Below are 26,358 nucleotides of genomic sequence, written 5' to 3' on the forward strand. Positions count from 1 at the left end.
GTGGCGCAGAGCTCGTGGTCGATGATCCGCCGGTCATCGAGGGAGAGGCAGGCGGTTTCGCGGGCGAGGATGGTGGCCTGCCACTGGGAGAACAGTCCGGCCTTCATCAATGCGAAGGTGTGCGGCATCTCGGTGAGCAGGATCTTGGCCAGCCCGAGCAGTTTCGCCCCCTTCGCTGGTGAGACCCGTCGCGCCAACGCGACCTGCGACGCCACCCCTTCGCCGAGCTTCCGGGCAGGCACCACCCCAGCCTCGACCTGCCGGGCTCGGGCGGCTTCCTCGAGACGTACCGACGCCTCTGCCTGAACAGCTTCCGCCCGACACTTCACGGATTCGAGACGAGTGATCCAATCGACCAGCTCTCGCTCGGACGCACCGGGAGGTGGCCCGTCGAGGAGGCGGTCGATGGTCTCGTACATAGTAGTTATTATATGCGATCGAGCACCGCGAAGCCACCATTTTCGCTGGTCAGACCATGTTATGCAGTCCGCGAACAAGTCGCATGAGTGCTGCGCCACACCCTCGCCGCCGCCCCGATACAGGCGAAATCTTTCTCGATCGGGTGCCGTGTCAAGGATGGCCGCAGGCCACCGCGAAGCGGCGCCCGAAGGGCGTCCTTGACGCGGCGCGTGATCGAGAAACACTAGAGATCGGGTCGGCGGCGAAACCCTGAAACGAAAGAACAGTCGCCTGGCGAGATCCTCAAAGCCCGCCCATTGACCTCAACCCAACTTGAGCCCGCACCATCAACCCATGAAGTTCACCGAGACCCAGCTCCGCTACCTCCGCACCCAGCCCCTGGGAAGGCTCGCGACGCTAGCCCCCGACGGGGGCCTGCAGAACAACCCCGTGGGGTTCACGATCGACGAGGAGCACCGGATCGTCATCGGCGGCCACGAGATGGGCAGGTCGCGTAAGTTCCGGAACGTCCGGAAGCACGCGCAGGTGGCGTTCGTCGTCGATGACCTCGAGACCACGGACCCGTGGAAGCCACGGATGATCGAGATCCGCGGCACCGCTGAAGCGCTCACCGACGTGGACCCGCCGATGCCGGGGACCTCGCGGGAGGTCCTCCGGATCACCGCGGAAACGATCAGGGACTACGGCCTCGGCGACTGAGTCAGCGCTTCCGCCACAACCGCGAGGGCAGCAGCGAGAGCGGGTTGACGGCCGCCCGGATGCGCTGCCACCGGGTGCGCGAGTCGGAGACAGACGAGCGAAGCGTCCCGACCTGCTCCCAGAAGGCCTCGACCTCGGCGTCGTCGGGTCCGACCTCACCGAACATCGTGGTGTCGGTGAGCAGGGCCAGACCCGGCGCACCGTCCATACCCGGCGAGGTGGCGAGCACCGACGCCTGCTCGCGGCGGGTGGCCCCGACGGGCACCCCGACGCCGAAGTCACGGGCGTGGTCGAGGGTCTCTCGCCAGCCCCCGGAGAGACGGGCCACCGGCGTCCCTCGCGTCCGTCGGCGATGTCGGCGCCAGATCTTGGCGCCGATGATCGCCCCGCACAGGGCCGCGATGAGCAGCACCGGAATGCCGACGTACGTAAAGATCGCGACGAGCCACCCGGGCAGCGTGAACCCGTCGGGGCGCGAGTTGGCCTTCTGGTTCACCGACTCGTCCAGCGGGTCGCCGGAGGTCGCGGGCGGACGCACGGGCGCCGGCGGCGGGACGACCTTGCCGGTGACGAGCTCCTCGGGCTGAGGAGCGTTCTGCTCAGGCGGCCTCTCGGTGTTCATGAACTCCGACCAGTCCAGCGTGGCCCAGGACCCGTCGGACATCCGCAGCTCGACCCAGGCGTGCATGTCCTTGCCCTGGACGGTGCCGTCGGAGCCGACGACCGCACCCAGGACGACCCGTGCCGGCACGCCGACCTGGTTGGCCAGGATGGCCATCAGGGCGGCGTACTGCTCGTCGTTGCCGGCGAGCTGGCCGCCCTTGGCGGTGAAGTCGGCGAGTCGGCGGAGCGAGTGGCCCGCCGGGTACTGCTGGTTGGGCGGCTCACCGTCGGTGTAGGTGCCCTCGGCCTTCAGCTTCTCGGCCACCGCCAGCGCGTTGGTGATCGGCGAGTCACCACCGCCGGCGTACTCGGCCGCGAGCGCCTGGAACTGGGCGGCCTCGTCGCCGATCGGCGATCCGCCCGACCACGGCTCGCTCTTCTTGGTCACCTTCTCGTCGGAGACCGAAGCGGTGAAGGTGTAGGAGTCGCCCGGCTTCAGTGCGGACGGCAGGACGCCGGTCGAGGTCGCCAGGTTGTAGCGGAACGAGTCGGCGTCGGGGCCGTCGAACGAGATGTGGGTGAGCGCGGTCGGCAGCGGCACCCAGACGCCGCCGAAGTCCTCGCCGATCGTGATCGTGCCGCGCACCTGCTTGCCGTCGGCGAGCGGGTTGCGCAGCGTCGAGCTGATCTTCTGGAAGGTGTCGTCGGGCCCTTCGGTCTCACCGGAGTCGTTGGCCGCGCGCCAGACGGTGCCGTCGTACGAATCCATCGCGGCGACCCGGATCCGGGTGCCTTCGGGCAGGCCCGAGACGGTGAACAGGTCCTTCTCATAGAGGCGGCGGTCGTCCTCCGGCGTCTGGTAGCCCTTGGTGTAGACCCGGAAGCCGGCCAGCGGCGAGGGGTACTGCCCGACGTTGAACGGCGGCTCGATCTCGCCGCGCAGCACGGTGCGCTCGGGCGCGAGGCCCGGTAGCAGCGGCCCGCCGAGGAAGGCCAGGCCGGCGGCGCCGAGGCACAGAGCGGCCCCCAGCGCCGTCCGCGAGATCCGGCGACCACCGGCGGCGAGGGCACGGGCCCGCAAGCCGCGGATGCAGAGCCAGGTGATCGCGATCGCGCCGAAGAGCGCACCGAGCAGAGCGGTCTTGGACGGGTCCTGGACGCCGAGCAGGATCACCCCGGCCATCAGCGCGAACGCGACGAGCACCGGCGGCAGCGCCGCCTTGACCCGCACCGCGAGCGCGAAGCCGACACAGCCGGCCACCAGGCCGAGGATGTAGGGGATCGTCAGCAGCGCCCCGCCGTCGACCGGCGGCAGGGTGGTCAGCAACCGCTTCCAGCCGTGCACGGAGTTGTCGGCGAGGGTGCCGATCGTGTCGGGGACCGGCAGGAACGAGAGGTCGCCGATGCCGTGCAGCGCGACCGCGCCGCCGAGCACGAAGAACGCGGCGAGCAGGCCCACGGCCAGCACGACGACCGGCTGTCCGCGACCGACGAAGGCGATCAGGATGCCGAGCAGGAGGCCGGCGACGCCCGCGATCAGGTAGGTCCAGCCGGCGTAGGTGTCGTCGAAGCCGAGGAAGGCGATGGTGCCGAGCAGGAACAGGAGCAGGGCGTCGACAGCGTGGTGCTTCGTCATCCGGTCAACCCCTTCGACAGCACGATCGGCAGCTGGTCGAGATCCGGCAGGGTGAGCACCGGCAGGTCGGCGACGGCCTTGAACCCCGCGCGCTGGCTCGAGTCGACCCGTACCGCGACCGTGGTGGCGTCGACCGAGAACTGCCCGGCCGCGCGCTGCAGGGTGACGAACTCGGGATAGCGCCCGGTCACCAGCATCACCAACGAGGCGTCCGGCGCCTGTCGGGCGGCCTCGGCGGTGATCTCGATCAGGTTGGTCGGCTGCGGGGTCGCCCGCGAGCAGGCGTCAAGGGCAGAGCGCCCGCCCCCGCTCGCCGCGGTCGCCCGCACCAGGAGGACGTCACCGGTCGCGAACGAGACGTCGAACTCGTCCAGGATGCCGCGACGGAGCAGCGAGCCGGCGATCGACATCGCGGTCTCGTACTCCTCCTCGCTGTCGTAGGACATCGGCGAGGAGTCGACGATGACGACGATGTGGGAGCGGCGGGTGTCGAGGAACTGGCGCACCAGCAGCTGCCCGTGGCGCGCGGAGGAGCGCCAGTGGATGTGGCGCAGGTCGTCGCCCGGGACGTACTCGCGCAGCGCGTGGAAGGCGAGGTCGCTCATCGAGGTGTTCTGAGCCGTCGAGCCCTCGAGGTCACGGACCAGGCCGACCCCGAAGGGCTCCAGGTGGGTGGTGCGCGGGTGGACGAAGACCTCGGTGCGGTCGGTCCACTCCTGCACCCGGCGGAAGAGCCCGAGCGGGTCGCCGCGTACGGTCCGGACCGGGCCGACGTCGATCACGCCGCGGCGCTGCGTCGGCACCACGAAGAGCTCGGTGTGCTCGGCGCCGGGAAGCAGCATCGGCAGGTCGTACGTCACCCCGCCTGCCCCGATCGGGAACTCCAGGCTCGTGGAGACGAGTGGGCCGCGCGCCTCGTTGCGGGCCCGCAGCTCGCCGGTGAGCGCCTGGCCGACGGCGACGCGCGGCGGCTCGACCACCGTCGCGACCGCGAGCCGGGTGCGCCCGATCATGAAGAAGGCCGCGCCGATCACCAGGAACAACGCCGCCATCGCCACCACGGCCGCTTCGATCCAGCCGAGGGCGGTGGCGGCGACCCAGGCCAGCGCACCGAGCAGCAGCACGCCCCAGCCGATCGAGGTCACCGTGCCGAACCACGGGCCGATCCGGTCGGCGGCGAACGAGTAGGCCGAGCCCGCCCCGGAGGCTACCGGGGCGAGCCGATTCCGCAGGTCAGCAACGAGGTTGCGGGCCCTGCTCATCTCAGCCGACACGCTCGGTGGGAGCCGGGACCGAGGTGAGCAGATCGCCGATGACGTCGTCGACCGTGACGCCGTTGAACATCGCCTCCGGGTCGAGGATCAGACGGTGACAGAGCACTGGCTGGGCGAGCGCCTTGACGTCGTCCGGCAGCACCTGCGAGCGGCCCTCGGCGAGCGCCCACACCTTGGCGGTGCGCACCAGGGCGAGGCAGCCACGCATGGAGGCGCCGAGGCGTACGTGCTTGTGACGACGCGACTCGTCGATCAGCGCGGAGACGTAGGCGACGATCGCGGGGTCGATGTAGACCTGGTCGGCCATCTCGGCCATCTGGGTCACCGTCGGCGCGGTGATGATCGGGGTGACCAGAGTGGCGCGGTCACGGACCGAGGAGTTCATCAGCAGCTCGACGGTGGCGTTCTGGTCGGGGTAGCCGACCGAGGTCTTCATCAGGAAGCGGTCGAGCTGCGCCTCGGGCAGTCGGTACGTCCCGGCCTGCTCGATCGGGTTCTGGGTCGCGATCACCATGAACGGCCGGCCGACCTCGCGGGTGGCGCCGTCGACGGTGACCCGGCCCTCCTCCATGACCTCGAGGAGCGCCGACTGCGTCTTCGGGGAGGCGCGGTTGATCTCGTCGGCCAGCACGATCGAGTGGAAGATCGGGCCCGGGTGGAACTCGAAGGCGCCCTTGCCCTGGTCGTAGACGGTCACACCGGTGACGTCGGACGGGAGGAGGTCGGGCGTGAACTGGATGCGCGCGTGCGACCCCTGGACCGTGTTGGCCAGCGCGCGGGCGAGCTGCGTCTTCCCGGTGCCCGGGTAGTCCTCGAGGAGGAGGTGGCCCTCGGAGAGCAGCGCGGTCAGCACCAGGCGGATCACGTTGCGCTTGCCCAGCACCGCCTTCTCGACGTTGTCGCACAACTTCTCGAAGGTCTCGTGGAACCAGCGCGCTTGCTCGTGCGTGACGGTCATTTCTTGTCTCCTACCACGTAACGTTCTTCGAAAGAGTGGGTCGCCCGTTGGTCGTGCAGGTCACCCGGAACGGGGTGTTGGCGCCGACCCAGCCGCGGCCGCTGCCCGAGCCCTTGCCGTTGCTCCCGATGGTGACGTTCCACCGCGAGGTGGTGGCGTTGGTGCTGCACTCCCAGGTCTTGCCCGGGAAGGCGAGGTCGGTGATGGTCGAGCCGACGTACCAGCACGTGCCCCCGCAGGCCACGTCCGGCTCGGGGCACGCGGAACCCGTGCACTCGCCGGCCTTGTTCACCTCGAGGATCGGGTCGGGCGGTGGGTCGGTCCGCACCGTGACGGAGTCGGACTTGCTCGCCCGCGGCGAGTCGCTGATGGTCACGGTGTAGGTGTAGGACGTGTTCCACTCGGGCGCGGTGTCGGTGCCCGACCGACTGCCCGCGCCGGTGCCGGTGCCGAACCGGGCGACCTCGGTGCCGCCACGCTTGACGGTGACGGTCGCGGCCTTGCCGTTGGGGTCGTAGCTGACTCGCCAGTTGACCTTGTTGCCGTCGACGCTCGCCGAGATCGACGGCGTGCCCAGCGGACCGTAGGTGGTCACGTTCTTCGACGACCAGGGGCCGCAGGATTCCCCGGCGCCGGTGCCGCCGGAGGAGTCGTTGCAGGCCCGCAGCTGGACCTGCGTCGAGTTACCGTTGGTGAAGCCGGTGATCGTCTTGGTCTGCTGGCCAGCGCCCTCGGGCGGGTAGGTCCAGCTGCCGCACGAGGAACCGTTGCGCACGCACTCGACCCGGTTGGTCTTGCCGTGCGAGGCCCGCGGCGTGAAGACGATCTCGGCGGTGCCGTTGGCCCCGGTCGGCGTCGCGCTCGCGAAGGAGACAGCGTCGGGGGTCGCAGCCGCCTCGACCTTGCCGCCCGCGGAGTAGCTGGAGATGTGGGCCTCCGGTGATCCGCCGGACGTGGTCTCCCGGGGGGAGGTCGCCTCCGCGTTGCGGGCCCTGACGGCGTAGGTGTAGATCGTGCCGTCGTTGGCGACGTCGTCGCGGCAGCTGGTCTCGGTCACCCAGGAGCAGACGATCTTCTCGCCGGTGCCGCCGGTGCGGCGTACCTCGTAGGTGACGGGCGCCGGGCCGTTGGCCGCGACCGGGCTCCACGAGACGGTCACCGCCTTGCCGGAGTTGTTGGCCGTGTTGGCCCACTCGAAGGTCGGGGTCGCCGGGGTGTCCGGCTTGCCCGCACCCATCCCCTCGACCGTCGCCGTCGGACCCTTGTTGGTCTTCACGCCCTTGTCGTTGAGCGGCACGACCGTGAACTGCACCGGGTCACCGTTGGAGCTGACCGCTGCCGGATAGGTGGTCTGACCTGCGGAGATGTCCTTGATGCCACCGCCGGGCCAGCTGATCCGGTATTTCTGCACGTCCGAGCAGTCGCACGGAGCCGGCTTGCTCCAGCTCAGCTCGACCTTGTGGTCGCGCTGGCGGGTGACGCGGAGGTTCTGTACCGGGCCGGTGTAGGCGTCGGGCTCGCCCTCGGCCGAGTTGCTCCACTCGCGGCTCGGTCCGACGGAGTTCACCGCGCGCACGCGGAAGTCGTAGACGACGCCGTTCTTCAGCCCGGTGATCCGGCAGGAGGTCGACGGGCAGTCCTGGACGTGGTCGCCGTTGGCCTCCACCTCGTAGCGCTGGATCGGGTCGTCGCCGTTGTCCTTCGGAGCGTTCCACGACAGCGCGACCACGTTGGAGAGGAAGTCGGAGGTCGTACGCAGCCCCGTGGGTGCACCGGGCACGTCGATGACGTCCACCTCGATGACGCCGGTGGCCTTGACCCGCTTGGAGTCCTTGCCGGAGTCGCTGACCTCGACCGCGTAGCGGTAGTGGCCGTGACCCTCCTCGGGGGTGTTGAAGGTGATCTTCGAGCCGCTGACCTTGCCCATGTCGGGCGAGTCGCCGTCGACCGGGTCGAGCTTGGTGACCACGATCTCCTGCGACTCCGACGGCACCGGCGTCTGCAGGTAGCTGGCCATGTCGATCGCGACCGTCTTCCCGGCCTCGGTCTGCAACGGCTTGATGGGCGAGAGCGACGGAGCGGGCAGCGCGATGACGGTGACCAGCAGCTGGCCGGTCGCGTCGGTGCCCTCGACCCCGATCTCCAGGGCGCCCTGGGCACCGGCGTCGGCGTGCTCGGCGGTGAGGCGGAGGCCGCCGTCCTCCGGCTTGACCTCGACCCCGTCGAGCCCGTCGCCGACCTCGGCGGTGAAGTCGAGGTCGTCGGCGTCACCCGGGTCGGCGGTCCAGACGTGGCAGATGGCGGCGATGTCGACCAGCGCGCCGTTGCCGCTCTCGGGCACCTCGACCGGGGTGCTCGGGCAGTTGATCTCCGGCTCCTCCTTGCCGATCTGGACCGGCAGCGAGATCACCGAGAGGTGGGCATCCGCGGAGGTGATCTTCTCGCGGTCGGCGACCTCGAAGGTCAGGGTCGCCGGGCCCCTGGTCTCACCGGCGGTGACCTTCACGGTCGTCGCGGTGGTGTCGCCGGTGTTGAACATCCCCTCGGGCGCGGCCACGATCTTGTCGGTCGTGGTCAGGACCACCGGGTCACCCTCGGGGTCCTCGACGTAGTCGGTGATGTCGACGGTCTTGGTCTCGCCCGGGTTGAGCTCGAGCTCGGAGCCCGGCTTCAGGTAGGGCGCGTCCTTGGGACGCGCGGGGACGTAGATCGAGCCGACGGCCTGGGCACCGTCGGGATCGGTGACCCGGTAGGTCCACACCCGGGTGGTGTCGCCGACCGGCAGGGTCACCTTGCCGTCGTCGATCTTCGGCTTCGCCTCGTCCTCACCGACCGAGGGGCCCTTCACCGCGTCGACGGTGAGGTCCTCGAGCGCGTCGTCGATGTCGGTCACCTTCCTCATCACGTCGACGGTGGTGGTCGACGAGTCGCCCTCGGGATGGGCGACGACGATCCCCGCCATCGGCGGGTTGTCGTAGCCCTCCTGGTAACGGATCGCGAGCTCGCCGGTGTCCTCGTGGAGGCCCGTGGTGGCCCGGTAGGGGATGTGCTGGAACGGCTCCTCGGAACCACCCTGGACGGTGACGATGCCGTCGGAGCGCTGCTTGACGCCGGCGCCGTCCGCCGAGTCGGTGGAAGCCAGGTGCAGCTCCGTGCCCGGCGTACGCAGGTCGTTGGCGAGCACGTCGTAGGTCAGCTTCTTGGCGGGGTCGAGCGTGACCAGGTCGTCGACGGCGACCGGGCGCTGCGGCGCACCGGGCGCGACGACGGCGATCCGCACGGTGCCGGTCGCGACGGCGCCGAACGGGTCACTCACCTCGTAGGTGAACTCGTCGGTGCCGGCGGCGTTGGGGAAGGCCTGGTAGGTGATCGTGTTGGCGCCGTGGGCCAGGACGCGGCCGAAGGACGGGGCGCTGTTGATCCGGGTCACCGAGACCGAGTCGCCGTCGGGGTCGGTGCCGACCGTGGGCAGCCGCAGCGTGACCTCGTCACCCTGGACCACCCGCGACTCCAGCGCCTTCGGCGCGGGCGGGGAGTTGTCGGCCTTCTTCTTCGGAAGCGGCTTGATGTGGATGCGGATGTTGCCCGAGGAGTGCTCCGCCGAGGGGTCACCGGTGTTCTGCACGACGTAGCGGACGTCGACGTCGACCGGGCCCTTCACCTCGTCGGGGGCGACATAGCGGACCCGGTTGCCGTCGATGTAGGCCTCGCCGACCGTCGGCTGGCCCAGCACCTGCAGCTGGCCCTTGGTCTCGATGGTCTGGTCGACGACCAGCCCGACCGGATCGCCCGAGGGCGTCGAGTCGTTGTCGAGGACCGGGATGGAGACGGAGTCGGCGGCCCTCACCGTGGCCTCGTCGTCGACCGCCTCGGGGGCGTTCTCAGCGCCGCGCAGCGCCGGGCGCTGGCTCACCGTGACCGACCCCTCGGCCTCGGCCGCGCCGTTGCTGATCGTGTAGCGGATCGCCTGGGTGGACGGGTCGATGTCGGGCTTGGACGCCTGGATCCGCAGCCATCGGCCGTCGAGCACCGCGACGGTCAGATCGCTGTCGCCGACCGGCTCGGCGTGGGTGACGGCGAGAAGCCGGCCCTGGGAGTCGTAGTCGTTGGCGAGGACGTCGAGGGTGCGGGTCGAGGTGCCGAGGACGGCGGTCGTGTCCGGGGTCGCGATCGGCTCGTCCGCCGCCTGGGCGGCGGGCTTCACGTCGACGCGGATCTTCGCCGAGGCAGGCTTGGCCGCGCCGAACCCGGCGTTGTAGCTGAGCTGGTAGGTGCCCGGCGAGCTTCCCCGGGCCCGGACCACGCCGGTCTCCCGGTCGGTGCTCACCTCGAGCCCGCCCTTGGGCGGTACGTCACCGGCGAGGGTCAGGCGCGCGTCGAGGTTGGAGGGGTCGGCGCCGGGGATGTCGTTGTCGAGCGGGCGGATCGTCACCCAGGAGCCCTGGGTGCCCTCGGCGACGTCGTCCTTCGGCTCCGGGGACGCGGTGTTGGCCCCCGCGACGATGTTGATGCGTACCTTGTCCTTCGAAGGCTTGCCGCCGGTGCTGACCTGGTAGCCGAGGCTCTCGTTGCCGGTGGCGTCCGCGGCCGCGGTGTAGCGGATCAGGCCGTCCGGGGTCACGCTCGCCTTGCCCTTGGACGCGGTCGGGGACTGCGCGGTGACCGGGTCGCCGTAGCGCTCGTCACGCCAGTCACCGACCACCGGGATCTCCACGGTGCCGCCGGCCGCCACGGTGTAGTCGGTCGGCGTGTAGTGCTCACGCAGGGTCGGCTTGCCGACGCCGTCGTCGCCCTCGATGCTGAGCTCGACGCTGGCGTCGTCCTGGCCGGCCTTGCCCTTCAGGCCGTCGTCGACGGTGTATTTGAAGCTGGTCTTCTTCCCCCGGGCCGACTCGGGGGCGGTGACCAGGATCGACTGCCGGTCGGGGGCGATGGTGGCCTCGACGCCCTTGACGGAGGCCTCGCCGACCGAGACGACGCTGAGGATCGAGTCCTTGGCCGAGGAGTCGTTGTCGAGGACGTGCAGGACCGTGGTGCGCCCCGCGCGGGCACCGAGCTGGTCGTCCTTGGCCTTCGGCGCCTGGGCGGCCTTGGTCTGCTGCTGTTGCTTGTCCTTCTTCTGGTTCTGCTTCTGGGTCTGCGGCTGGAAGGCCTCCCAGTTGGAGATCTTCTTGATGTCGGCGCCGTCGATCTCCCAGACATCGCCGTTGCGCAGGTCGTTGAGCACCAGCTGACCGCGGTTGACCCGGAACTCCAGCTCCGCGGCGGGGCCGAGCGTCGGGATCTCGCCCAGGATCGGCTCGCCCTCGCCGCACTGGGTCACCACCGAACCGGTCGAGCCGTTGGCCCAGGCGCCGAAGACACAGTCGCGGAGCCGCACGGGAGCGGCGGGGTCACCGGCCGACTCGGCGACACGGCGGATCTCGCCGTTGCGCAGGTCGACGGCCTTGAGGCCCTCCTCGTCGCCGACGAGCACCTCCTTGGCCTTGACGGACGGCTGCTGGAGCACCGCGCTCTCCGCGGTGTCGCCGAAGTCCGCCGCCACGTCGGAGCCCTTGGACGCGCCGAGCAGCCAGCCCACGCCGTCGAGGGTGATCACCTCGTCGCCGACGACGGTCGCCGACGTCGGGGTCTCGGCATACTCCGGGGCCTTCGGAAGCTTGGTCTCCTCGGGGTCCGCGAACCGCTCACCGTCCGGCGCGAAGGCGGTCAGGGTCCGCTTGGCAGCGGAGACGGCGTACGCGGTCCCGTCGGTGCCGATGGTGAGCACCGCGTCCGCGCCGACCGTCTCGGTGGGCTTCGCGGAGCCAGAGAGGTCGGAGAGGTCGCCGACGCCGGTGGTCGGGTCGACGGAGGTGAGCCAGACCTTGCCGGTCTTCTGCTCGGCGACGCCGATGGTGGTGCCGCCCATCACGACCCGGCTGTCCTTCACGGTCACCGCGTCGTCGTCGAGACCCTCGGCGAGCTTGGTGTTGACCGGTGTGATCGTGCGGGCGTCACGGTCGACGGAGGCCACCGCGATGCCGTTCTGCACCACGTCGAGGCCGGCACGCTCGGACCTGGACCCGGTCTCGTTGCCGGCCCAGACGACGCCGTCGAGCTGGGCGACCGGGCGGTTCTGCCGGCCCAGGGTGCCCCAGGACTGGTTGGTCACCCAGATGCCGCCGTCATCGAGGTCGGCCTTGTGCACGGGGTAACCCGTCGACTGGATCGCATAGACGGTCAAACCGCTCGCAACCACGGCAAGAGCGGCCCAAGACGCGATGGAGGTCCGATGACGCCGCATCCACCCGGGCGCCATCCCGAAACGTGCCACCAAGACTCTCCCCAAGTCCTTCCGTGCAAATGGCCAGCCGACACATAGGCCGGGCTTACTCTAAGCGGGCCTCGGGATTGAAGCCACACGAATGAGCCAAACGTGGCACACGGCTCAGTGAACACGCTCACGGATACCGTACGTGATGTTCTAAAGTGTCCGCTTCCAGCGTCACTATTTCCCATCCTGACCGGGATGTCCGATAAAAGGAAACCGCATGACCGCATACCCAGCCCTGCGTGCCGCGGGGGCGACTGATGTCGGCCGGGTCCGCGAAGTGAACGAGGACTCGTTCGTCATGCTGCCCGCGGTGGCTGTCGTCGCCGACGGGATGGGTGGTCATGCCAGCGGCGATGTCGCCAGCGCGCTCGCGGTGGAGACCTTCCAGAGCCGTTTCGCGGCCATCTGCCCCGTTCCCGAGGACATCCTCGACGCCGTGGACGCCGCCAACTCCGCGATCACCTCGGAAGCGGCACGGAGCTCGGCGAAGCAGGGCATGGGCACGACGCTGACCGGGGTGGCGCTCGTCGAGTCGGAGGGCGCGCCCCACTGGCTGGTGTTCAACGTCGGCGACTCACGCGTCTACCGGCTCTCGCCCACAGGGGTGACCCAGGTGACCATCGACCACTCCGAGGTCGCCGTCATGGTCGAGGCCGGGATGATCACCGCCGCAGAGGCACGTGTCCACCCGCTGCGCAACGTCATCACCCGATCGCTCGGCACCTTCCCGGCTCCGGCTGCCGACACCTGGCTGATGGCCGTGGCGCCCGACGACATCTTCCTGCTCTGCTCCGACGGTCTCACCGGCGAGCTCGAGGACCACGAGATCCACGAGATCGTGTCCAAGACGCTCGGTGTGGGCGGAAGCATCGACAACCTGGCCCAAAGGCTGGTGGACGCCGCGGTTGCTTCGGGCGGGCGCGACAATGTCACTGTGGTACTCGTGACACCCCCGCCCTCGCTCTTCGCCGCACCGACAGAGACCGACGTGTCGACGTCGGCCTCCTCACGATCTGAAGCGGACGTCTCGGCGCATCATGAGTGACACCGCCACCTACTGTGCCGGGCACTGGCTGGCGCTGCAGGGCGACCGGTGCTGGGCGCTGGTCCAGCTCGGGCCCGGTGACCCGCGGGTCACCGGTGTCCAGGCCGCGCTGGCCGACCCCCACCCGGTCGACGCCATCGCCAGCCTGCTCTCCGCCGACGGCCCTCGAGCCCCCGGCTTCGCCCTGGTCGGGCGCGAGGGTCCGCGGGTGCGCTACGCCGTGCGCTCCCCTGCCAAGGTGACTGCGGTCGTCAACGAGGTGCCGGTCTTCATCGACGGCATCGACGTGGTCGGCAGGTGGGCCGACGGCCACTTCGCCGCCGTCCCCGAACGGGCCGAGCTCGCCAACGGTGCCTGGGGCGGGATGGAGGAGGACCAGCCGCTGGTCGACACCGCCCACGCCCGCTCGCTCGACGTCGTCTTCGACCCCCACTACTACGTCCAGGTGCAGCAGCAGGTCGACGCGACCCTGACGCCGCAGCTGGACCACACGATCCGGCGCTCGGACCTGGCCGCCGCTCCGCCGCCCAGCGCGCCGTCGTTCCAGAGCCCTCCCCCGGCCCCGGTCCCGCCGCCGCCCGTCGCGCCCTCCCAGCCCGCGCCGGAGCCCAAGAAGGGCATCATCGACGGGCTGCCGTGGCGGAAGAAGGGCGCCAAGAAGCCCGACCCCAACGCGTGGGGTCCGCCGGACCGGCCGCAGTCGCCTCCGCCCGCGACGCCCGCACCGCCCGCACCGCCCGCACCGTCCGCACCGTCCGCACCGTCCGCGACGCCGCCGGCCGCGCCTCCTCCGCCGATGCCGGCGCCTGCGCCCGTTCCTGCGCCTGCACCTGCGCCGACCCCGCCTACCGACATGGCCACCCGGGTCCGCGACGTCGCGACACCGACCCCGGTGCCACCCGCGGGCGGGCCGACGGTGTGGGCGGTCTACTGCCCGCAGGGCCACGCCTCGCCGCCCTATTCGCCGACCTGCCGCATCTGCCGGATGCAGCTGCCGCCCCACCAGCAGCCGGTCTCGATCCCGCGCCCCGCGCTGGGCCAGCTCAAGCTGGGCGACGGCCGGGTCGTCGTCCTGGACCGAGGTGCAGTCTTCGGGCGGTCGCCGCGCGCGGATGCGAGCGGCAACACGGGGGCTGGTGGCGTACCTCCGCATCTGGTGAAGGTGATGCTGCCCGACATCAGCCGACTGCACACCGAGGTGCGGCTGGAGGAGTGGCAGGTCCTCGTGCGCGACCTCGGCTCCGCCAACGGGTCCTACCTGACCTTGCCCGGTGGGCGTCCGCAGCAGATGCGGCCGATGGAGGAGTACGCGCTGGAGCCCGGCGCGGTGGTGAGCCTCGCGGGCTCGATCAACCTGACCTACGAGGTTCTCGGGTGAACGACACACCGCACCCGGAGCTCGGTCCCGAGCTCCCCGGGATGACCTGCCTGGGCCGACTCGGCTCGGGCGGCTTCGCCGACGTCTACCTCTACGAGCGTCACCACCCGAAGGTCCGGGTCGCGGTGAAGCTGATGCGGTCCTCCGACCTCGCCGACGCGCAGCGGGCGCAGTTCGCCGCGGAGGCGGCGGTGATGGCCGAGCTGGCCGAGCACCCGTTCATCGTGCCGGTGCACAGCGCCGGTGAGACGCCGGACGGCCGCCCCTACCTGGTGATGGGCTACTACCCCAACGCCGACCTCGGTGCCCGCGTACGCAACAACCCGATGAAGGTGCAGGACGCGCTGCGCTTCGGGATCCAGATGGCCTCGGCCGTCGAGACCGCCCACCGCGCCGGGATCATCCACCGCGACATCAAGCCGTCCAACATCCTGCTGTCGCGCTACGACGTGCCCGGTCTGGCCGACTTCGGCATCGCCGGACGGCCGCGCGACGACGAGGGCGACATCGGGGTCTCGCTGCCGTGGTCGCCGCCGGAGGTGCTGACCTCGGCGTCCAACGGCTCGGTCGCCTCTGACGTCTACTCGCTGGCCGCGACCGTCTGGCACCTGCTCGTCGGCCGCTCGCCGTTCGCGGAGCGGGGCAACAACTCCGACCGCGCCGTCTTCTCCCGCATCCTGCACACCCCTCCCCCGGCCACGGGCAGGCCCGACGTACCTCCGTCGCTGGACCGGGTCCTTCAGCAGGCGATGGCGAAGGACCCGGCCTACCGGCCGCGCACCGTCCTCGACCTGGCCCGCCACTTCCAGCGGATCGAGCAGGAGCTCCGGCTGGGCCGCACCGAGGTGCAGGTTCTCGACCGCGACGCCGGCGGCACCGGGTCGATCCCGGTGGTCCCGATGGTGCCGGCCTCCCGCGGCGACGGGCCGACCACCGGCTCGGGCCGTAAGCATCTGCCCGCGCCACCGGCGGACCCCGAGGCCGAGCTGGTCACCGAGGTCAAGCCGCCCTCCCAGGTCATCGCCCAGTCTCCGCCACCCGTCCAGGCGGCTCCCTTCCCCGACGCCGGCTCGGCCTCGGCCGACCGCACCCGGTTCAGCTACCCGCGCACCGAGGAGGGACCGTCCGTCCTCACCGGGGCCGGTCCCACCGAGTCGCGCAGCAAGACGCCCGCGATCATCGGGGTCGTCGTCCTGTTCCTCATCGCAGCCGCCATCGGCATCGCCCTCTCCCGTGGCGGCGAGGACGAGGAGCCCGACGAGGTCCCGCCCCCGCCTGTCGAGACCGACCTCCCCGGCGTCACCGGTCCCGCGGCCCCCGGCAAGGTCAAGGGCACGCTCGACGGCAACCGCGCCGTCTTCACCTGGTCCGGCGTCCCCGGCGCGACCGGCTACAAGTGGGTCGGCGACAACTCCACCAGCGGCAACGTGAGCCGCCCCAAGGCGGTCGTACGCCTCAACGGTGCCGGCAAGGTGTGCATCCAGGTCCGCTCCCTCGGCGAGAACGGCAGCGTCTCCCAGGGCGCCACCCAGGCCTGCGTCAGCAAGTAACCGGCGCCGCGACGCCCCTGGGCGAGCCTCAGAGCCCCTGCCAGTCCGGCTTCCCCGCGTAGACCTCGCGGTAGTAGTCGCGACGTACGAGGCGGGAGGCCGCGGCCTCGTCCAGGAGGACGGACACGTGGCCGTGGAGCTGGAGGACCGAGGCCGGGCAGGTCGCCGAGACCGGACCCTCGACCGCGGTCGCGACCGCCTCGGCCTTGCCCTCGCCGGTGGCGAGGAGCAGCAGGTGGCCGGCTCGGGTGATGGTGCCGAGCCCCTGGGTGAGTACGTGGCGCGGCACCGCCTCGGGCGAGCCGAAGAAACGGGCGTTGTCCTTCCGCGTCCTCGCCGTGAGCGTCTTGATCCGGGTCAGCGAGGCCAGCGACGAGCCGGGCTCGTTGAAGGCCAGATGGCCGTCGGAGCCGATGCCGAGGATCTGCACCTCGATCCCGCCCGCCGCGACGATGGCCGCCTCGTAGCGCTCCCCTGCCGTCGACAGCGTCTCCTCGGTCGGGTCGGGGCCGTGGACCTGCTCTCGCGGGATGCCGATCTCGTCGGTGAACTCGCGCCGGATGGTCGCCAGGTAGGACTGCTCGTGCCCCTCGGGGAGACCGACGTACTCGTCCAGGTTGAACGTCTGCACGCCCTCGTAGGAAGGCCCGTTCCCCGACCGGGCACGGCGGATGAGCTCCTCGTACGTCGCCAGCGGCGTCGAGCCGGTGGCCAGGCCGAGCACCGCGGGGGTGCCGGCGGCCGCCCGGCGGCGTACGACGTCTTCGATGGTGTCCGCGGCAAGAGATGCGACCTCGGCGGCGGTGTCGAGGACAACTACTTCCATGTCAGTCCTTCGTCGGAGTGATCGTGGTGATCGGGGTGATCAGGGCGGCGCCGATGGCCGCGACGGGGGCGGCCGAGACCACGCGCAGGCGCGAGGCGAGCTCGAGGGAGGCCAGGAACGGCGAGGTCTCGGCCTGCTTCGCGAGCGCGACCGCGATGGCCTCCCGTAGCGGCTCACCGACGGCCGCGACGCCTCCGCCGATGACGACCCGTTCGGGGTCGACGGCGAGGGCGAGGGCGCGTACGGCGGCGGCGACGCCGTGGGCGAACCTGTCTCGGACCGCTACCGCCGCCGGGTCGCCCTTGGCGGCGGCCTCGAAGAGCGCCGCGGCGGGGTGACCGGTGGTCGTCGGCCAGGCGGACGCGAGCGCGGCACCGGAGGCGACGAGCTCGAGACAGCCGCGCTGCCCGCACCCGCACACCGGCCCCTCCGGATCGACCGGAAGGTGCCCGACCTCCCCGGCAGCACCGTGGAAGCCGCGGCGGAGCGCCCCGCTGAGATAGAGACCGGCGGCCAGGCCGGTGCCGAGCGAGAGGTAGACCAGGTCGTCGACGTCCTCCACCGCGTGCGCGCCGAGGGTGGCCGCGTTGGTGTCGTTCTCGAGCGTGACGACCGCTCCTGTCCGCGCGCCGAGAAGCGCAGCGAGCGGGAAGGCGTCACCGTTCAGTCCCAGGTTGACCGCATGCTTCACGGTGCCCGCGCGGGTGTCGACGATGCCGGGGATGCCGACCCCGATCGTGCTGATCTCGCCGCCGTCGAGCGCCTCACGCAGGCTCGCGACCACCGCGGCCGCGCTCTTCACGACGCCCTCGGGACCGGGGGTGGTGGCGGCACGGTCCTCGGCCAGCACCGTCCCGTCCGGGCCGATCGCGATGCCGTGGATCTTGGTGCCGCCGATGTCGAGGCCGATCCGTGAGCCGTTCACTTGCGGTGTCCTGAGCTTGTCGAAGGGTCCCAGCCCGCTCGTCGAAGGACCTCCGTCACGGCCGCCACACCGGGCAGCGAGTAGCCCTGCGGACACAGCCGTGGCACCCCCGCTCCGTCGTACGTCCCCGGCCACCCCCACTCCACCAGCACCGCCGCACCCCGCAGCTCGGCCACGGTCCGGCCGACCTCGGGACGCCGGTGGGCGTCGCGTACCTGCACGATGAGCGGCGCGTCGGGGAGATCGGGAAGCGGGTCGCCGGGCCGGACGACGAGGTCCGGTGGCAGCCCCCATGGCACGTCGCCCACGGCGATGTTGGCCTCGGTGTCGACGGTCACGACCTCGGCACCGGCGAGGTCCGGGATCCCGGTGAGGTCGCTGGCTGCGGCGAGCGCGCGACGGGCACCCTCGACCGAGCGCTCCTCGAACCGCGGGTCGAGCTCGCCGTCGGTGCGCTGCCGCGCCGCGTCGAGGTCGGCGAGCAGCCGGTCGACGCGCGCGACCGCGTCCTGGAGCCGCTCCAGGGCGAGCTCACCGGCCTCGACCGCGGCCACGATCGCGGCGGTCGTCTCGTGGACCAACGAGGTGGGCTTGTCGGGGCCGAGGATGAGCAGATCGGCGCCTGCCTCGAGCGAGAGCACCGCGGCGGCCGGGATCCCCCGAGGCTCCGAGGCGCCCGCCATGTCGAGAGCGTCGGAGACGATCGGTCCCTCGTAGCCCAGCTCGCGCAGCAGCCCCAGGACCGGCGCCGAGAGCGTGCCGGGGAGCTCCGGGTCCAGCGCCGGCACGACGATGTGGGAGGTCATCACCGAGGCCGCTCCGGCCTCGGCGGCCGCCAGGAACGGGACGAGCTCACGGTTGCGCAGCGTGGCCAGGTCGGCGTCGAGGACCGGCAGAGCGACGTGGCTGTCCTGCCCGGTGTCGCCGTGCCCGGGGAAGTGCTTGACGCAGGCTGCGACCCCGGTCGACTCCAGGCCCTTCACCCACGCCGCCACGTGCTTGGCCACGACGCCGGCGTCGTGGGAGAACGACCGGGTCGCGATCACCGGGTTGTCGGGGTTGGAGTTCACGTCGGCGACGGGAGCCAGGTCGAGATTGATGCCCGCCCTGGCCAGCCGCACCCCGACGGCGCGTCCGGTCTCCTCGGTCAGCGCCAGGTCGTCGGCCGCACCGAGGGCCGCTGCGCCGAGCACCGAGGACCCGGTGAGCGCCTCCAGCCGGGTGACGTCGCCGCCTTCCTCGTCGATGGTGATCACCGGGGTCCAGCCGCCCTCGGCGGACGCGGCCCGGATCTCGGCCGAGAGGCTGCGTACGGACTGCTCACCGGCGGCCGTGTTGGTGCCGAACAGGCAGATCCCGCCCAGGCCGGCACGAAGCAGGTCGGCATAGTCGGCGGGGAGGGTGGTGCCGGCGAAGGCGGAGACCTGGACGCGGAGGGCCAGGGTCTCGACGGCAGTCTCAGGGGACATCACGACACCCCCAGCTCACCGGCGAGGACGAGCACCGCGGCGCCGACGATGACGACGTCCTCGCCGAGCGTCGACGTACGGAACTCCAGCGGCTCGCCGCTGACCGGCATCGTCCGCTCGCGGATGATGCGGTCGGCGGTCTCGCGCAGCGGTCCGTCGAGCAGATCGGCTGGTCCGGAGAGGACCAGTTCGTGAAGGTTGAGGGTTCCGACCACAGGCGCCAATGCCTTTCCAAGGTGTTCTCCGGCTTCCACGAGCGCGTCGTCGTGGGCCGTCTCAAGGCTTTCCCGCAGACGCGGGACCGCCAGGAAGGTCTCCAGGCAGCCGGTGCGGCCGCATGCGCACAGCGGGCCGTCGGGGTCGACGGTCACGTGCCCGATCTCACCGGCCGCGTCGACGAACCCGTGCAGCAGCGCCCCTTCGAGCACGAGCCCCGCACCGACACCGGTGCCGACCCGCACGAGCATCAGGCCGCCGTCGCCGGACTGGCCGAAGGTGTACTCCCCCAGCACGGCCGTGTTGGCGTCGTTGGCGACGTAGGTCGGTCGGCCGGTCTCGCGGCGCACCTGCTCGGCCAGGGCGACATCTGTCCAGCCCAGGTTGGGGGCCGCGACCACGGTGCCGTCGGCCGAGACGACACCAGGGCTGCCGATCCCGATGCCCAGGATCGGCCGCTCGGTGCTCGCGATCAGCTCGGTGACGATCTCCTTCACCAGCCGGACCGCGTCGCTTCCGGTGCGACCCTCCCGACACCTGGTGGTGTGGTGGACGACGTCACCGGTCAGGTTGAGGACGGCTCCGGCGACCTGGTCGTCACCGGAGACGTCGATCGCGACGATGTGGGTGGAGTCGGCGGCGAGACCGACCAGCATCGGCGGCTTCCCGACCCGGCTCTCGACCGGCGCGCCGAGCTCCTCGACCAGACCGTCCTCGAGCAGGCTGCCGACCAGATCGGAGACGGTCGCCCGGGTCAGGCCGGAGGCCCGAGCCAGGTCGGCACGACTGGCGGGACCCACCGCGAAGAGATGCTGGAGCACCAGAGAACGGTGATGGCGCCGCGCATCTTCCTGCAGCAACTTCCCGATCGGCCGCAACGTACGCCGTCTCGCCTTCGACATGTTTGTTAGTCCATCGTACTTATTAATGATGCGTCAAGTCGACACGTCGAATTCGCCCACCCCGCGGGCAGAAAACGGCACATCGCCTGATCAGACGATGGCCGCGAGCTGCGCGCGGGTCGGGACGTACGGCTCGATCCGGAGAGCCATGTGGGCCTCCTCTGGAGTGCGGTTGCCCTTGCGGCCGTTGCACTTGCCACAGGCCGCCACGGTGTTCATCCATGTCCATCTACCGCCGCGTGACTGAGGCAGCAGGTGGTCGATGGTGCGGGCATGGCCACCACAATAGGCACAGCGATGCTGGTCCCGCTTGAGCACTCCCTCGCGGGAGTAGCCTGCAGGCCGGTACATCCAGTGCATGGCGATGTAGCGGACCAGCCGCACCGCCTTGGGCCATGGATGCGGCCCGATCATCTTGTCGCCCTGTTGCTCGTGAACCACCGCCACCTCACGGAACAGCATCCGCACGGCGTGCTTGAACGAGACCCTCCCGAGCGGCTCGAAGGAGGCGTTGTACAGGGTCACGGCGCCCATGGTCGTGGTCATAATCGGTTACCTCCCAGGAGAGTCGGATAGAGATCGCGTGCAGATCGGACAAAAACACTGGACTGAAACAAAAAGGGCCGCCCCGACGAGACAGACATGTCTCGCAGGAGCGGCCCGGAGTGATCCGGTGCGGCTATGCACCCAGGTCACTGTCGGCTCCCGCGGGCATGAGGGTCGCGCTCGTGCGCAGCGGTCAGCGACCACGCCGCCGGGGCGGTGGTCGAGTGCTGCGTGCTCATGCGTGGGCCCTTCAATTGGTCAGGTGGGTTTGGCCCGGCGGGGAGACCGGGTGCTACCAGAATAGAGCGAACACCCTCCAGCCACCAACGGTTTTCGCAGGTCAGGAGCGTGTCTTTCCGGTTAACTACGGCCGACGTACGCCGTTTGGTGCCGTTAGCGCGACCTGTTTGCCGTCCCTGAGCGCGAGATCAGCGCCTCCCCGACGCGGGCCACCTCGGTCCGGCAAGGGTTGGAGTCGAGGGGCGCCGTCGCTCTCGTATCTGTGGATGAACAGAGGCTCAGCCAATGAGCCAACCCGGGGTATGGTTCCGATCATGGGCCTGACCTCTTCCGAGCTGATCGACCTCGTCCTCGACGCCGGGACCTGGACCTCGTGGGACACCCCGCCGTCCTACGGCGAGATCCCCGAGGCGTACGCCGCCGACCTGGCGAAGGCTCGAGAGCGCGCCGGGACGGACGAGTCGGTGGTCACCGGGGAGGCCCGGATCGCCGGACGGCGGGTGGCCGTGGTGCTCTCCGAGTTCCGGTTCCTGGCCGGCTCGATCGGGCGGGCGTCGGCCGAGCGGCTGATCGCGGCCGTCGAGCGGGCGACGCGCGAGGGACTGCCGCTGCTGGCCGGCCCGGCCTCGGGCGGCACCCGGATGCAGGAAGGCACGCCCGCATTCGTGCAGATGGTGCGTATCGCCGAGGCCGTCACCCGCCACAAAGCGGCCGGACTCCCCTACCTCGTCTACCTGCGCCACCCCACCACCGGCGGCGTGATGGCCTCCTGGGGATCGCTGGGCCACGTCACGGTGGCCGAGCCCGCAGCCCTCCTCGGGTTCCTCGGACCGAAGGTCTACGAGATCCTCAACGGCCGCCCGTTCCCCTCCGGCGTCCAGGTCGCGGAGAACCTCTTCGCCCACGGCCTCGTCGACGGCGTCGTACCTCCCGACGAGCTCGCCGGGCTCGTCGACCGGGTCCTCGGGATCCTGGCCCTCCGCCCCGAGAAGTCAGGCGTGCAGGCCGAGGCGTCACGTACGTCGGACGAGAGGTCAGCGGATGACGCCTCGCACGACGGGAGCGACGCTTCGTCCGACGCGGGCGACTTCTCGGCGGGCGACTTCTCGGCGGTCGACACCTGGGACGCGATCACCCGGTCCCGCCGGACCGACCGGCCGGGCGCCCGGGCACTGCTCCGGATCGCGGCCTCGGACGTCGTGCCGCTCAACGGCACCGGCCAGGGCGAGCGCGACCCGGGCCTGATCATCGCGCTGGCGCGATTCGGGGCCGCGCCGTGTCTCGTGCTGGCGCAGGACCGGCGCGAGCAGGCCCACCAGCCGCTCGGGCCCGAAGGACTGCGTGAGGCGCAGCGTGGGATGAAGCTCGCCGCCGGCCTCGGACTCCCTGTCGTCACCGTCATCGACACTCCCGGCGCCGCGCTGTCCCCGGAGGCGGAGAACGGCGGCATCGCCGGCGAGATCGCGCGTACGTTGGGAGCGCTCGTCAACGTCGAGACCCCGACGCTCAGCCTGATGCTGGGCGAGGGCAACGGCGGCGGCGCCCTCGCATTCCTTCCCGCCGACCGGGTGGTCGCAGCTCAGCACGCCTGGCTCTCCCCGCTCCCGCCGGAGGGCGCGAGCGCGATCGTCCACGGCGACTCCGACCATGCCGCCGAGATGGCCGAGGCCCAGCGGGTGCTCGCCGTCGACCTGCAGCAGATCGGTGTGGTCGACCGGATCGTCGCGGAGTCCCCCGACGCCGCCGACGAGCCGGAGGCGTTCTGCCGCCGGGTCGGCGCGGTCCTGGAGGACGACCTGCTCGGCCTGCTCGCCTCGGGCCCTGGTGAGCCGACCGCTCGAGCGGCTCGCTACGCGGGCTGACGTCAAGAAGGTGTAACACGCTGTTACACCGACTATCCGGTCGCTCAGAGCGGCCGGATAGTCCTACGAACGACGTGTTACACGCCGATCGGCCCGCAAACCCTTGCGCTTCGACTGAACACGTGTTTAGCATTGAACATGCGTTCAGTCCCTGCCGATCCGACCACGCGCGAGCGAATCCTCGACGCGGCGGTGCTGCGGTTCGCGCGTGACGGTTTCGGTGCCTCGGTCCGCTCGATCGCCACCGACGCCGGGGTCAGCCCGGCCCTGGTGATCCACCACTTCGGCTCCAAGGACGAGCTCCACGCCGAGTGCGACGAGGCGGTGCTCGCCGAGATCCGCAAGGCCAAGAACGAGTCGATCGACGAGCTGGCCTCGGGGCAGAGCATCTTGCACCGGTTCGCCTCGGCGGACGAGAACGCTCCCCTGCTCGCGTACGTGTTGCGCTCGCTGCAGGACGGCGGGCCGGTCGGGCGCAGCTTCATCGAGCAGATGATCGAGGATGCCGTCGGTTACACCAAGCACGGCATCGAAGCCGGCCTGATCAAGCCCAGCCGAGACGAGGCGGCCCGCGCCCGCTATCTCGTCCTCTCCGCCCTCGGCACGCTCATGCTCGAGATCACTCTCAACCCGCCCGAGGACCCGAGCGACATCAGCGGCATGGTGCGCGGCTTCCTCGCCACCACCTATCTCCCGATGATCGAGCTCTACACCGAGGGCTTCTTCACCACCCGTCGGATGCTCGACGAATACCTGCTCTACGTTCCGGACCCGCCGCAGGACACCGCCACGGAGCCTGCGTCCGAGTGACGCCCTGCCCCGTCGGCGTACGTCCTCCAATTCCTCCTCACGCGGAAGCGAGTTCCCATGTCCGACAACACCCCTGCGGTCGAGATCGCGGGTCTGCACAAGTCCTTCGGCTCCTTCAAGGCCCTCGACGGCCTCGACCTGACCGTCCAGCCCGGCCAGGTGGCCGGCTTCCTCGGCCCCAACGGCGCCGGCAAGTCCACCACCATCAAGATCCTGCTCGGGCTGCTGCGCGCCGACGCCGGCACCGCTCGCCTCTTCGGCGGCGACGCCTGGCGTGACGCGGTCGAGCTGCACAAGCGGATCTCGTACGTCCCCGGCGACGTGTCGCTGTGGCCCAACCTCACCGGCGGCGAGTGCATCGACTACCTCACCCGCCTCAAGCCGGGTGGCGACAAGGCGCGCCGCAAGGCACGCAAGGCAGAGCTCCTGGAGCGGTTCCAGCTCGACCCGACCAAGAAGGCCCGCACCTACTCCAAGGGCAACCGTCAGAAGGTCGCCCTGGTAGCCGCCTTCCTCGACGAGTCCGAGCTCTACATCTTCGACGAGCCCACCTCCGGTCTCGACCCGCTGATGGAGGCCGTCTTCACCGAGTACGCCCGGGAGGCCAAGGCCGAGGGCTCCTCGGTGCTGCTCTCCAGCCACATCCTCAGCGAGGTCGAGAAGGTCTGCGACACCGTCACGATCATCCGTGCCGGGGTGGCCGTCGAGTCCGGCACGCTCGAGGAGCTGCGTCACCTGACCCGTTCCGCCGTCGTCGCCACGGTCGGCGGCGACCCGTCGGCGCTGAGCGGCCTGCAGGCCGTCAACGACCTGGTGACCAGCCAGAACGGCGCCGGGACCCGAGTCGCCTTCGACGTGGACAACCACGCCGTCGGCGACGTGCTCAAGACGCTGACCGACCTCGACGTACGCGGCCTGACCATCACGCCACCGTCGCTCGAGGAGCTCTTCATGCGCCACTACGGCGACGTCATCGAGACGGAGGAGGCGTGATGAGCACGCTTGCTCCTGCTCTCCCCCGGCGTACGCCACTGACCTCCTTCGCCGGCACCTGGCACCTGACCCGCTTCATGCTGCGGCGCGACCGGGTGCGGCTGACCGTCTGGACCGTCTCGCTGCTCGCGTTGTACGCCTACTTCGTCACCGCGCTCAGCACCGTCTACCCGACGGCCGAAGACCGGCAGGGGCGCGCCGACCTGATGCAGCAGCCGGCGTCGGTGTTCCTCGGCGGGCCCAACTACGGTCTCGACGACTACACGATCGGCGCGATGTTCGCCAACGAGATGACGCTGTGGATGATCGCGTTGCTCGGGATCATGAACATGTTCGAGGTCGTCCGCAACACCCGCGCCGAGGAGGAGAGCGGGCGGGCGGAGCTGGTCCGGTCCGGCGCGGTCGGCCGGCACGCGGCGGTCGCCGCCTCGCTGCTGACGGTGGTCATCGCCAACGTCGTCTTCGCCGTCCTCGGAAGCGCCCTGCTCATCTCCGCGGGCGACCTGGCGGTCGAGGACACCTTCGCCCTGTCTACGGCGATCGCCGTCAGCGGCCTGGTCTTCGCCGCCGTCGCGCTGGTCACCTCGCAGCTCACCACCCACGGGCGCGGCGCCACCGGCCTCGCGCTCGCGGTGCTCGGCGTCGCGGTGCTGGTGCGCGGCATCGGCGATCTGCAGGCCGAGCCCGGCGAGCACGGCACCTGGCTCTCGTGGCTCTCGCCGATCGCGTGGACGCAGCAGATGAGGGCGTACGTCGACCTGCGCTGGTGGCCGTTGACGCTGAGCGTTGTGGCCGTCGTGCTCCTCCTCGCCCTCGGGGCGTTCCTGGCCTCGAAGCGCGACTTCGACGGCGCGCTGCTCGCCGGCCGCTCCGGGCGGGCCGAGGCGACCGGGATGCTCTCGTCGCCGTTGGCCATGTCATGGCGCCAGCAGCGTACGGCTCTGTTCTGGTGGTTCCTCGGCACGTTCGTGATGTTCGGGGCGACCGGCACCTACCTCGGCGAGGGTGTCGAGGAGATGATGAAGGACGTGCCCGGCGGGACCGAGATGTTCGGCGACGACCCGCTCACCGGATTCCTGGCGATCATGATCCTGTACGCGGCACTGGCCGCCGCCGGGTACGCGATCGCGACCACCCTGCGGGCCAAGACGGAGGAGACCGAAGGACGGCTGGAGATCACGCTGGCCAAGCCGGTCTCACGCGGCCGCTGGTTCGCGTCACACCTCGCGGTCGTGGCCGTGGGCGCCTTCGTCCTGACCATGATCTCGGGCGCCCTCGCGCTGTGGGCAGGTGCACTGGTCAACGGTGAGGTCGAGCTGGGGACGTTCCTGAAGGGCGGCGCGGCGTTCCTGCCGGCGATCGCGGTCTACATGGCGCTCACCGCGGCGCTCTATGCCTGGGTCCCGAAAATCACGCCGCTCATCTGGGCGCTCTTCGCGTTCACGTGCATCACCGGGATGTTCGGGCCGCTGTTCGACCTCCCCGACTCGGTCGCCGGCATCTCCCCCTTCTGGTGGGTCGGCCGCTACCCGCAGGAGCCGATCGAGGCCTCACACATGATCGGCCTCAGCGCCGTGGCGCTGGTGCTGTTCCTGGCCGCCTTCGTCGGTTTCCGCCGCCGGAACATCCCCGCCTGACCCCAACCGAGGCCGAGGCGTCACGTACGCCGGTCGAGTGGGGCCCGAGGTGG

General features: G+C 70.6%; 17 protein-coding genes and 1 pseudogene. 8 read left to right on the forward strand and 10 right to left on the reverse strand.

The window, feature by feature from the left end; all coding sequences use genetic code 11:
- A pseudogene (locus ACFVJS_RS12280) lies at positions 1-419 on the reverse strand (HNH endonuclease); the annotation flags it as partial.
- A 334-nt stretch (positions 420-753) separates the two neighbouring features.
- On the opposite strand from ACFVJS_RS12280, the gene ACFVJS_RS12285 reads away from it, so the two are divergent.
- Positions 754-1,119: a PPOX class F420-dependent oxidoreductase gene (locus tag ACFVJS_RS12285; protein ID WP_378880102.1), complete on the forward strand. Its 366-nt coding sequence runs from the start codon at positions 754-756 to the stop codon at positions 1,117-1,119.
- A 1-nt stretch (position 1,120) separates the two neighbouring features.
- On the opposite strand, the gene ACFVJS_RS12290 is transcribed toward ACFVJS_RS12285, so the two are convergent.
- The 4 genes from ACFVJS_RS12290 to ACFVJS_RS12305 are packed head-to-tail and all read right to left on the reverse strand — an operon-like array spanning position 1,121 to position 11,816.
- Positions 1,121-3,358 carry a DUF3488 and transglutaminase-like domain-containing protein gene (locus ACFVJS_RS12290; RefSeq protein ID WP_378880105.1) on the reverse strand — a complete coding sequence of 746 codons (2,238 nt, stop codon included), beginning with the start codon at positions 3,356-3,358 and terminating at the stop codon, positions 1,121-1,123.
- Entirely contained in the window at positions 3,355-4,620 is a 1,266-nt protein-coding gene (locus tag ACFVJS_RS12295; RefSeq protein ID WP_378880107.1) for a DUF58 domain-containing protein, read from the reverse strand. Before ACFVJS_RS12295 ends, ACFVJS_RS12290 begins: the two co-directional genes overlap by 4 nt.
- 1 nt (position 4,621) lies before the next feature.
- Complete coding sequence (locus tag ACFVJS_RS12300) at positions 4,622-5,590, reverse strand: AAA family ATPase (protein WP_378880109.1); 969 nt, start codon at positions 5,588-5,590, stop codon at positions 4,622-4,624.
- A gap of 10 nt (positions 5,591-5,600) precedes the next feature.
- Positions 5,601-11,816, reverse strand: coding sequence for an Ig-like domain-containing protein (locus tag ACFVJS_RS12305; protein WP_378880112.1), 6,216 nt, complete (start codon positions 11,814-11,816; stop codon positions 5,601-5,603).
- Positions 11,817-12,123: 307 nt separating this feature from the next.
- Here ACFVJS_RS12305 and ACFVJS_RS12310 point away from each other — a divergent pair, with 307 nt between their 5' ends.
- The 3 genes from ACFVJS_RS12310 to ACFVJS_RS12320 are packed head-to-tail and all read left to right on the forward strand — an operon-like array spanning position 12,124 to position 15,879.
- Positions 12,124-12,951, forward strand: coding sequence for a PP2C family protein-serine/threonine phosphatase (locus ACFVJS_RS12310; RefSeq protein ID WP_378880115.1), 828 nt, complete (start codon positions 12,124-12,126; stop codon positions 12,949-12,951).
- Positions 12,944-14,329, forward strand: a complete 1,386-nt coding sequence (locus ACFVJS_RS12315; RefSeq protein WP_378880118.1) for an FHA domain-containing protein — start codon at positions 12,944-12,946, stop codon at positions 14,327-14,329. Before ACFVJS_RS12310 ends, ACFVJS_RS12315 begins: the two co-directional genes overlap by 8 nt.
- Positions 14,326-15,879, forward strand: coding sequence for a protein kinase (locus tag ACFVJS_RS12320; RefSeq protein ID WP_378880121.1), 1,554 nt, complete (start codon positions 14,326-14,328; stop codon positions 15,877-15,879). Before ACFVJS_RS12315 ends, ACFVJS_RS12320 begins: the two co-directional genes overlap by 4 nt.
- Before the next feature lie 28 nt (positions 15,880-15,907).
- Here ACFVJS_RS12320 and nagB read toward each other — a convergent pair whose 3' ends face one another.
- The 5 genes from nagB to ACFVJS_RS12345 form a co-directional block, all read right to left on the reverse strand.
- Positions 15,908-16,705: a glucosamine-6-phosphate deaminase gene (gene nagB / locus ACFVJS_RS12325; protein ID WP_378880124.1), complete on the reverse strand. Its 798-nt coding sequence runs from the start codon at positions 16,703-16,705 to the stop codon at positions 15,908-15,910.
- 1 nt (position 16,706) lies between these two features.
- Positions 16,707-17,630, reverse strand: coding sequence for an ROK family protein (locus ACFVJS_RS12330; RefSeq protein WP_378880127.1), 924 nt, complete (start codon positions 17,628-17,630; stop codon positions 16,707-16,709).
- The gene (locus ACFVJS_RS12335) at positions 17,627-19,099 is read right to left on the reverse strand and encodes a glycoside hydrolase family 3 N-terminal domain-containing protein (protein WP_378880130.1); all 1,473 of its coding nucleotides are present in this window, start codon (positions 19,097-19,099) and stop codon (positions 17,627-17,629) included. The genes ACFVJS_RS12330 and ACFVJS_RS12335 overlap by 4 nt, the downstream gene beginning before the upstream one ends.
- The gene (locus tag ACFVJS_RS12340; protein ID WP_378880133.1) at positions 19,099-20,217 is read right to left on the reverse strand and encodes an ROK family protein; all 1,119 of its coding nucleotides are present in this window, start codon (positions 20,215-20,217) and stop codon (positions 19,099-19,101) included. The genes ACFVJS_RS12335 and ACFVJS_RS12340 overlap by 1 nt, the downstream gene beginning before the upstream one ends.
- 90 nt (positions 20,218-20,307) lie before the next feature.
- On the reverse strand, positions 20,308-20,763 hold the full coding sequence (locus tag ACFVJS_RS12345) for an HNH endonuclease (protein ID WP_378880136.1): 456 nt from the start codon (positions 20,761-20,763) through the stop codon (positions 20,308-20,310).
- 554 nt (positions 20,764-21,317) lie between these two features.
- On the opposite strand from ACFVJS_RS12345, the gene ACFVJS_RS12350 reads away from it, so the two are divergent.
- The 4 genes from ACFVJS_RS12350 (at position 21,318) to ACFVJS_RS12365 (ending at position 26,305) form a co-directional block, all read left to right on the forward strand.
- On the forward strand, positions 21,318-22,865 hold the full coding sequence (locus ACFVJS_RS12350; RefSeq protein WP_378880139.1) for a carboxyl transferase domain-containing protein: 1,548 nt from the start codon (positions 21,318-21,320) through the stop codon (positions 22,863-22,865).
- Between the two features lie 138 nt (positions 22,866-23,003).
- Complete coding sequence (locus ACFVJS_RS12355) at positions 23,004-23,675, forward strand: TetR family transcriptional regulator (protein WP_378880141.1); 672 nt, start codon at positions 23,004-23,006, stop codon at positions 23,673-23,675.
- Positions 23,676-23,732: 57 nt separating this feature from the next.
- On the forward strand, positions 23,733-24,668 hold the full coding sequence (locus tag ACFVJS_RS12360) for an ATP-binding cassette domain-containing protein (RefSeq protein WP_378880144.1): 936 nt from the start codon (positions 23,733-23,735) through the stop codon (positions 24,666-24,668).
- Positions 24,668-26,305, forward strand: a complete 1,638-nt coding sequence (locus ACFVJS_RS12365; protein WP_378880146.1) for an ABC transporter permease — start codon at positions 24,668-24,670, stop codon at positions 26,303-26,305. The genes ACFVJS_RS12360 and ACFVJS_RS12365 overlap by 1 nt, the downstream gene beginning before the upstream one ends.
- Positions 26,306-26,358 lie beyond the last annotated feature (53 nt).

It is taken from the genome of Nocardioides sp. NPDC057772 (assembly GCF_042798075.1).
Lineage (GTDB): Bacteria > Actinomycetota > Actinomycetes > Propionibacteriales > Nocardioidaceae > Nocardioides.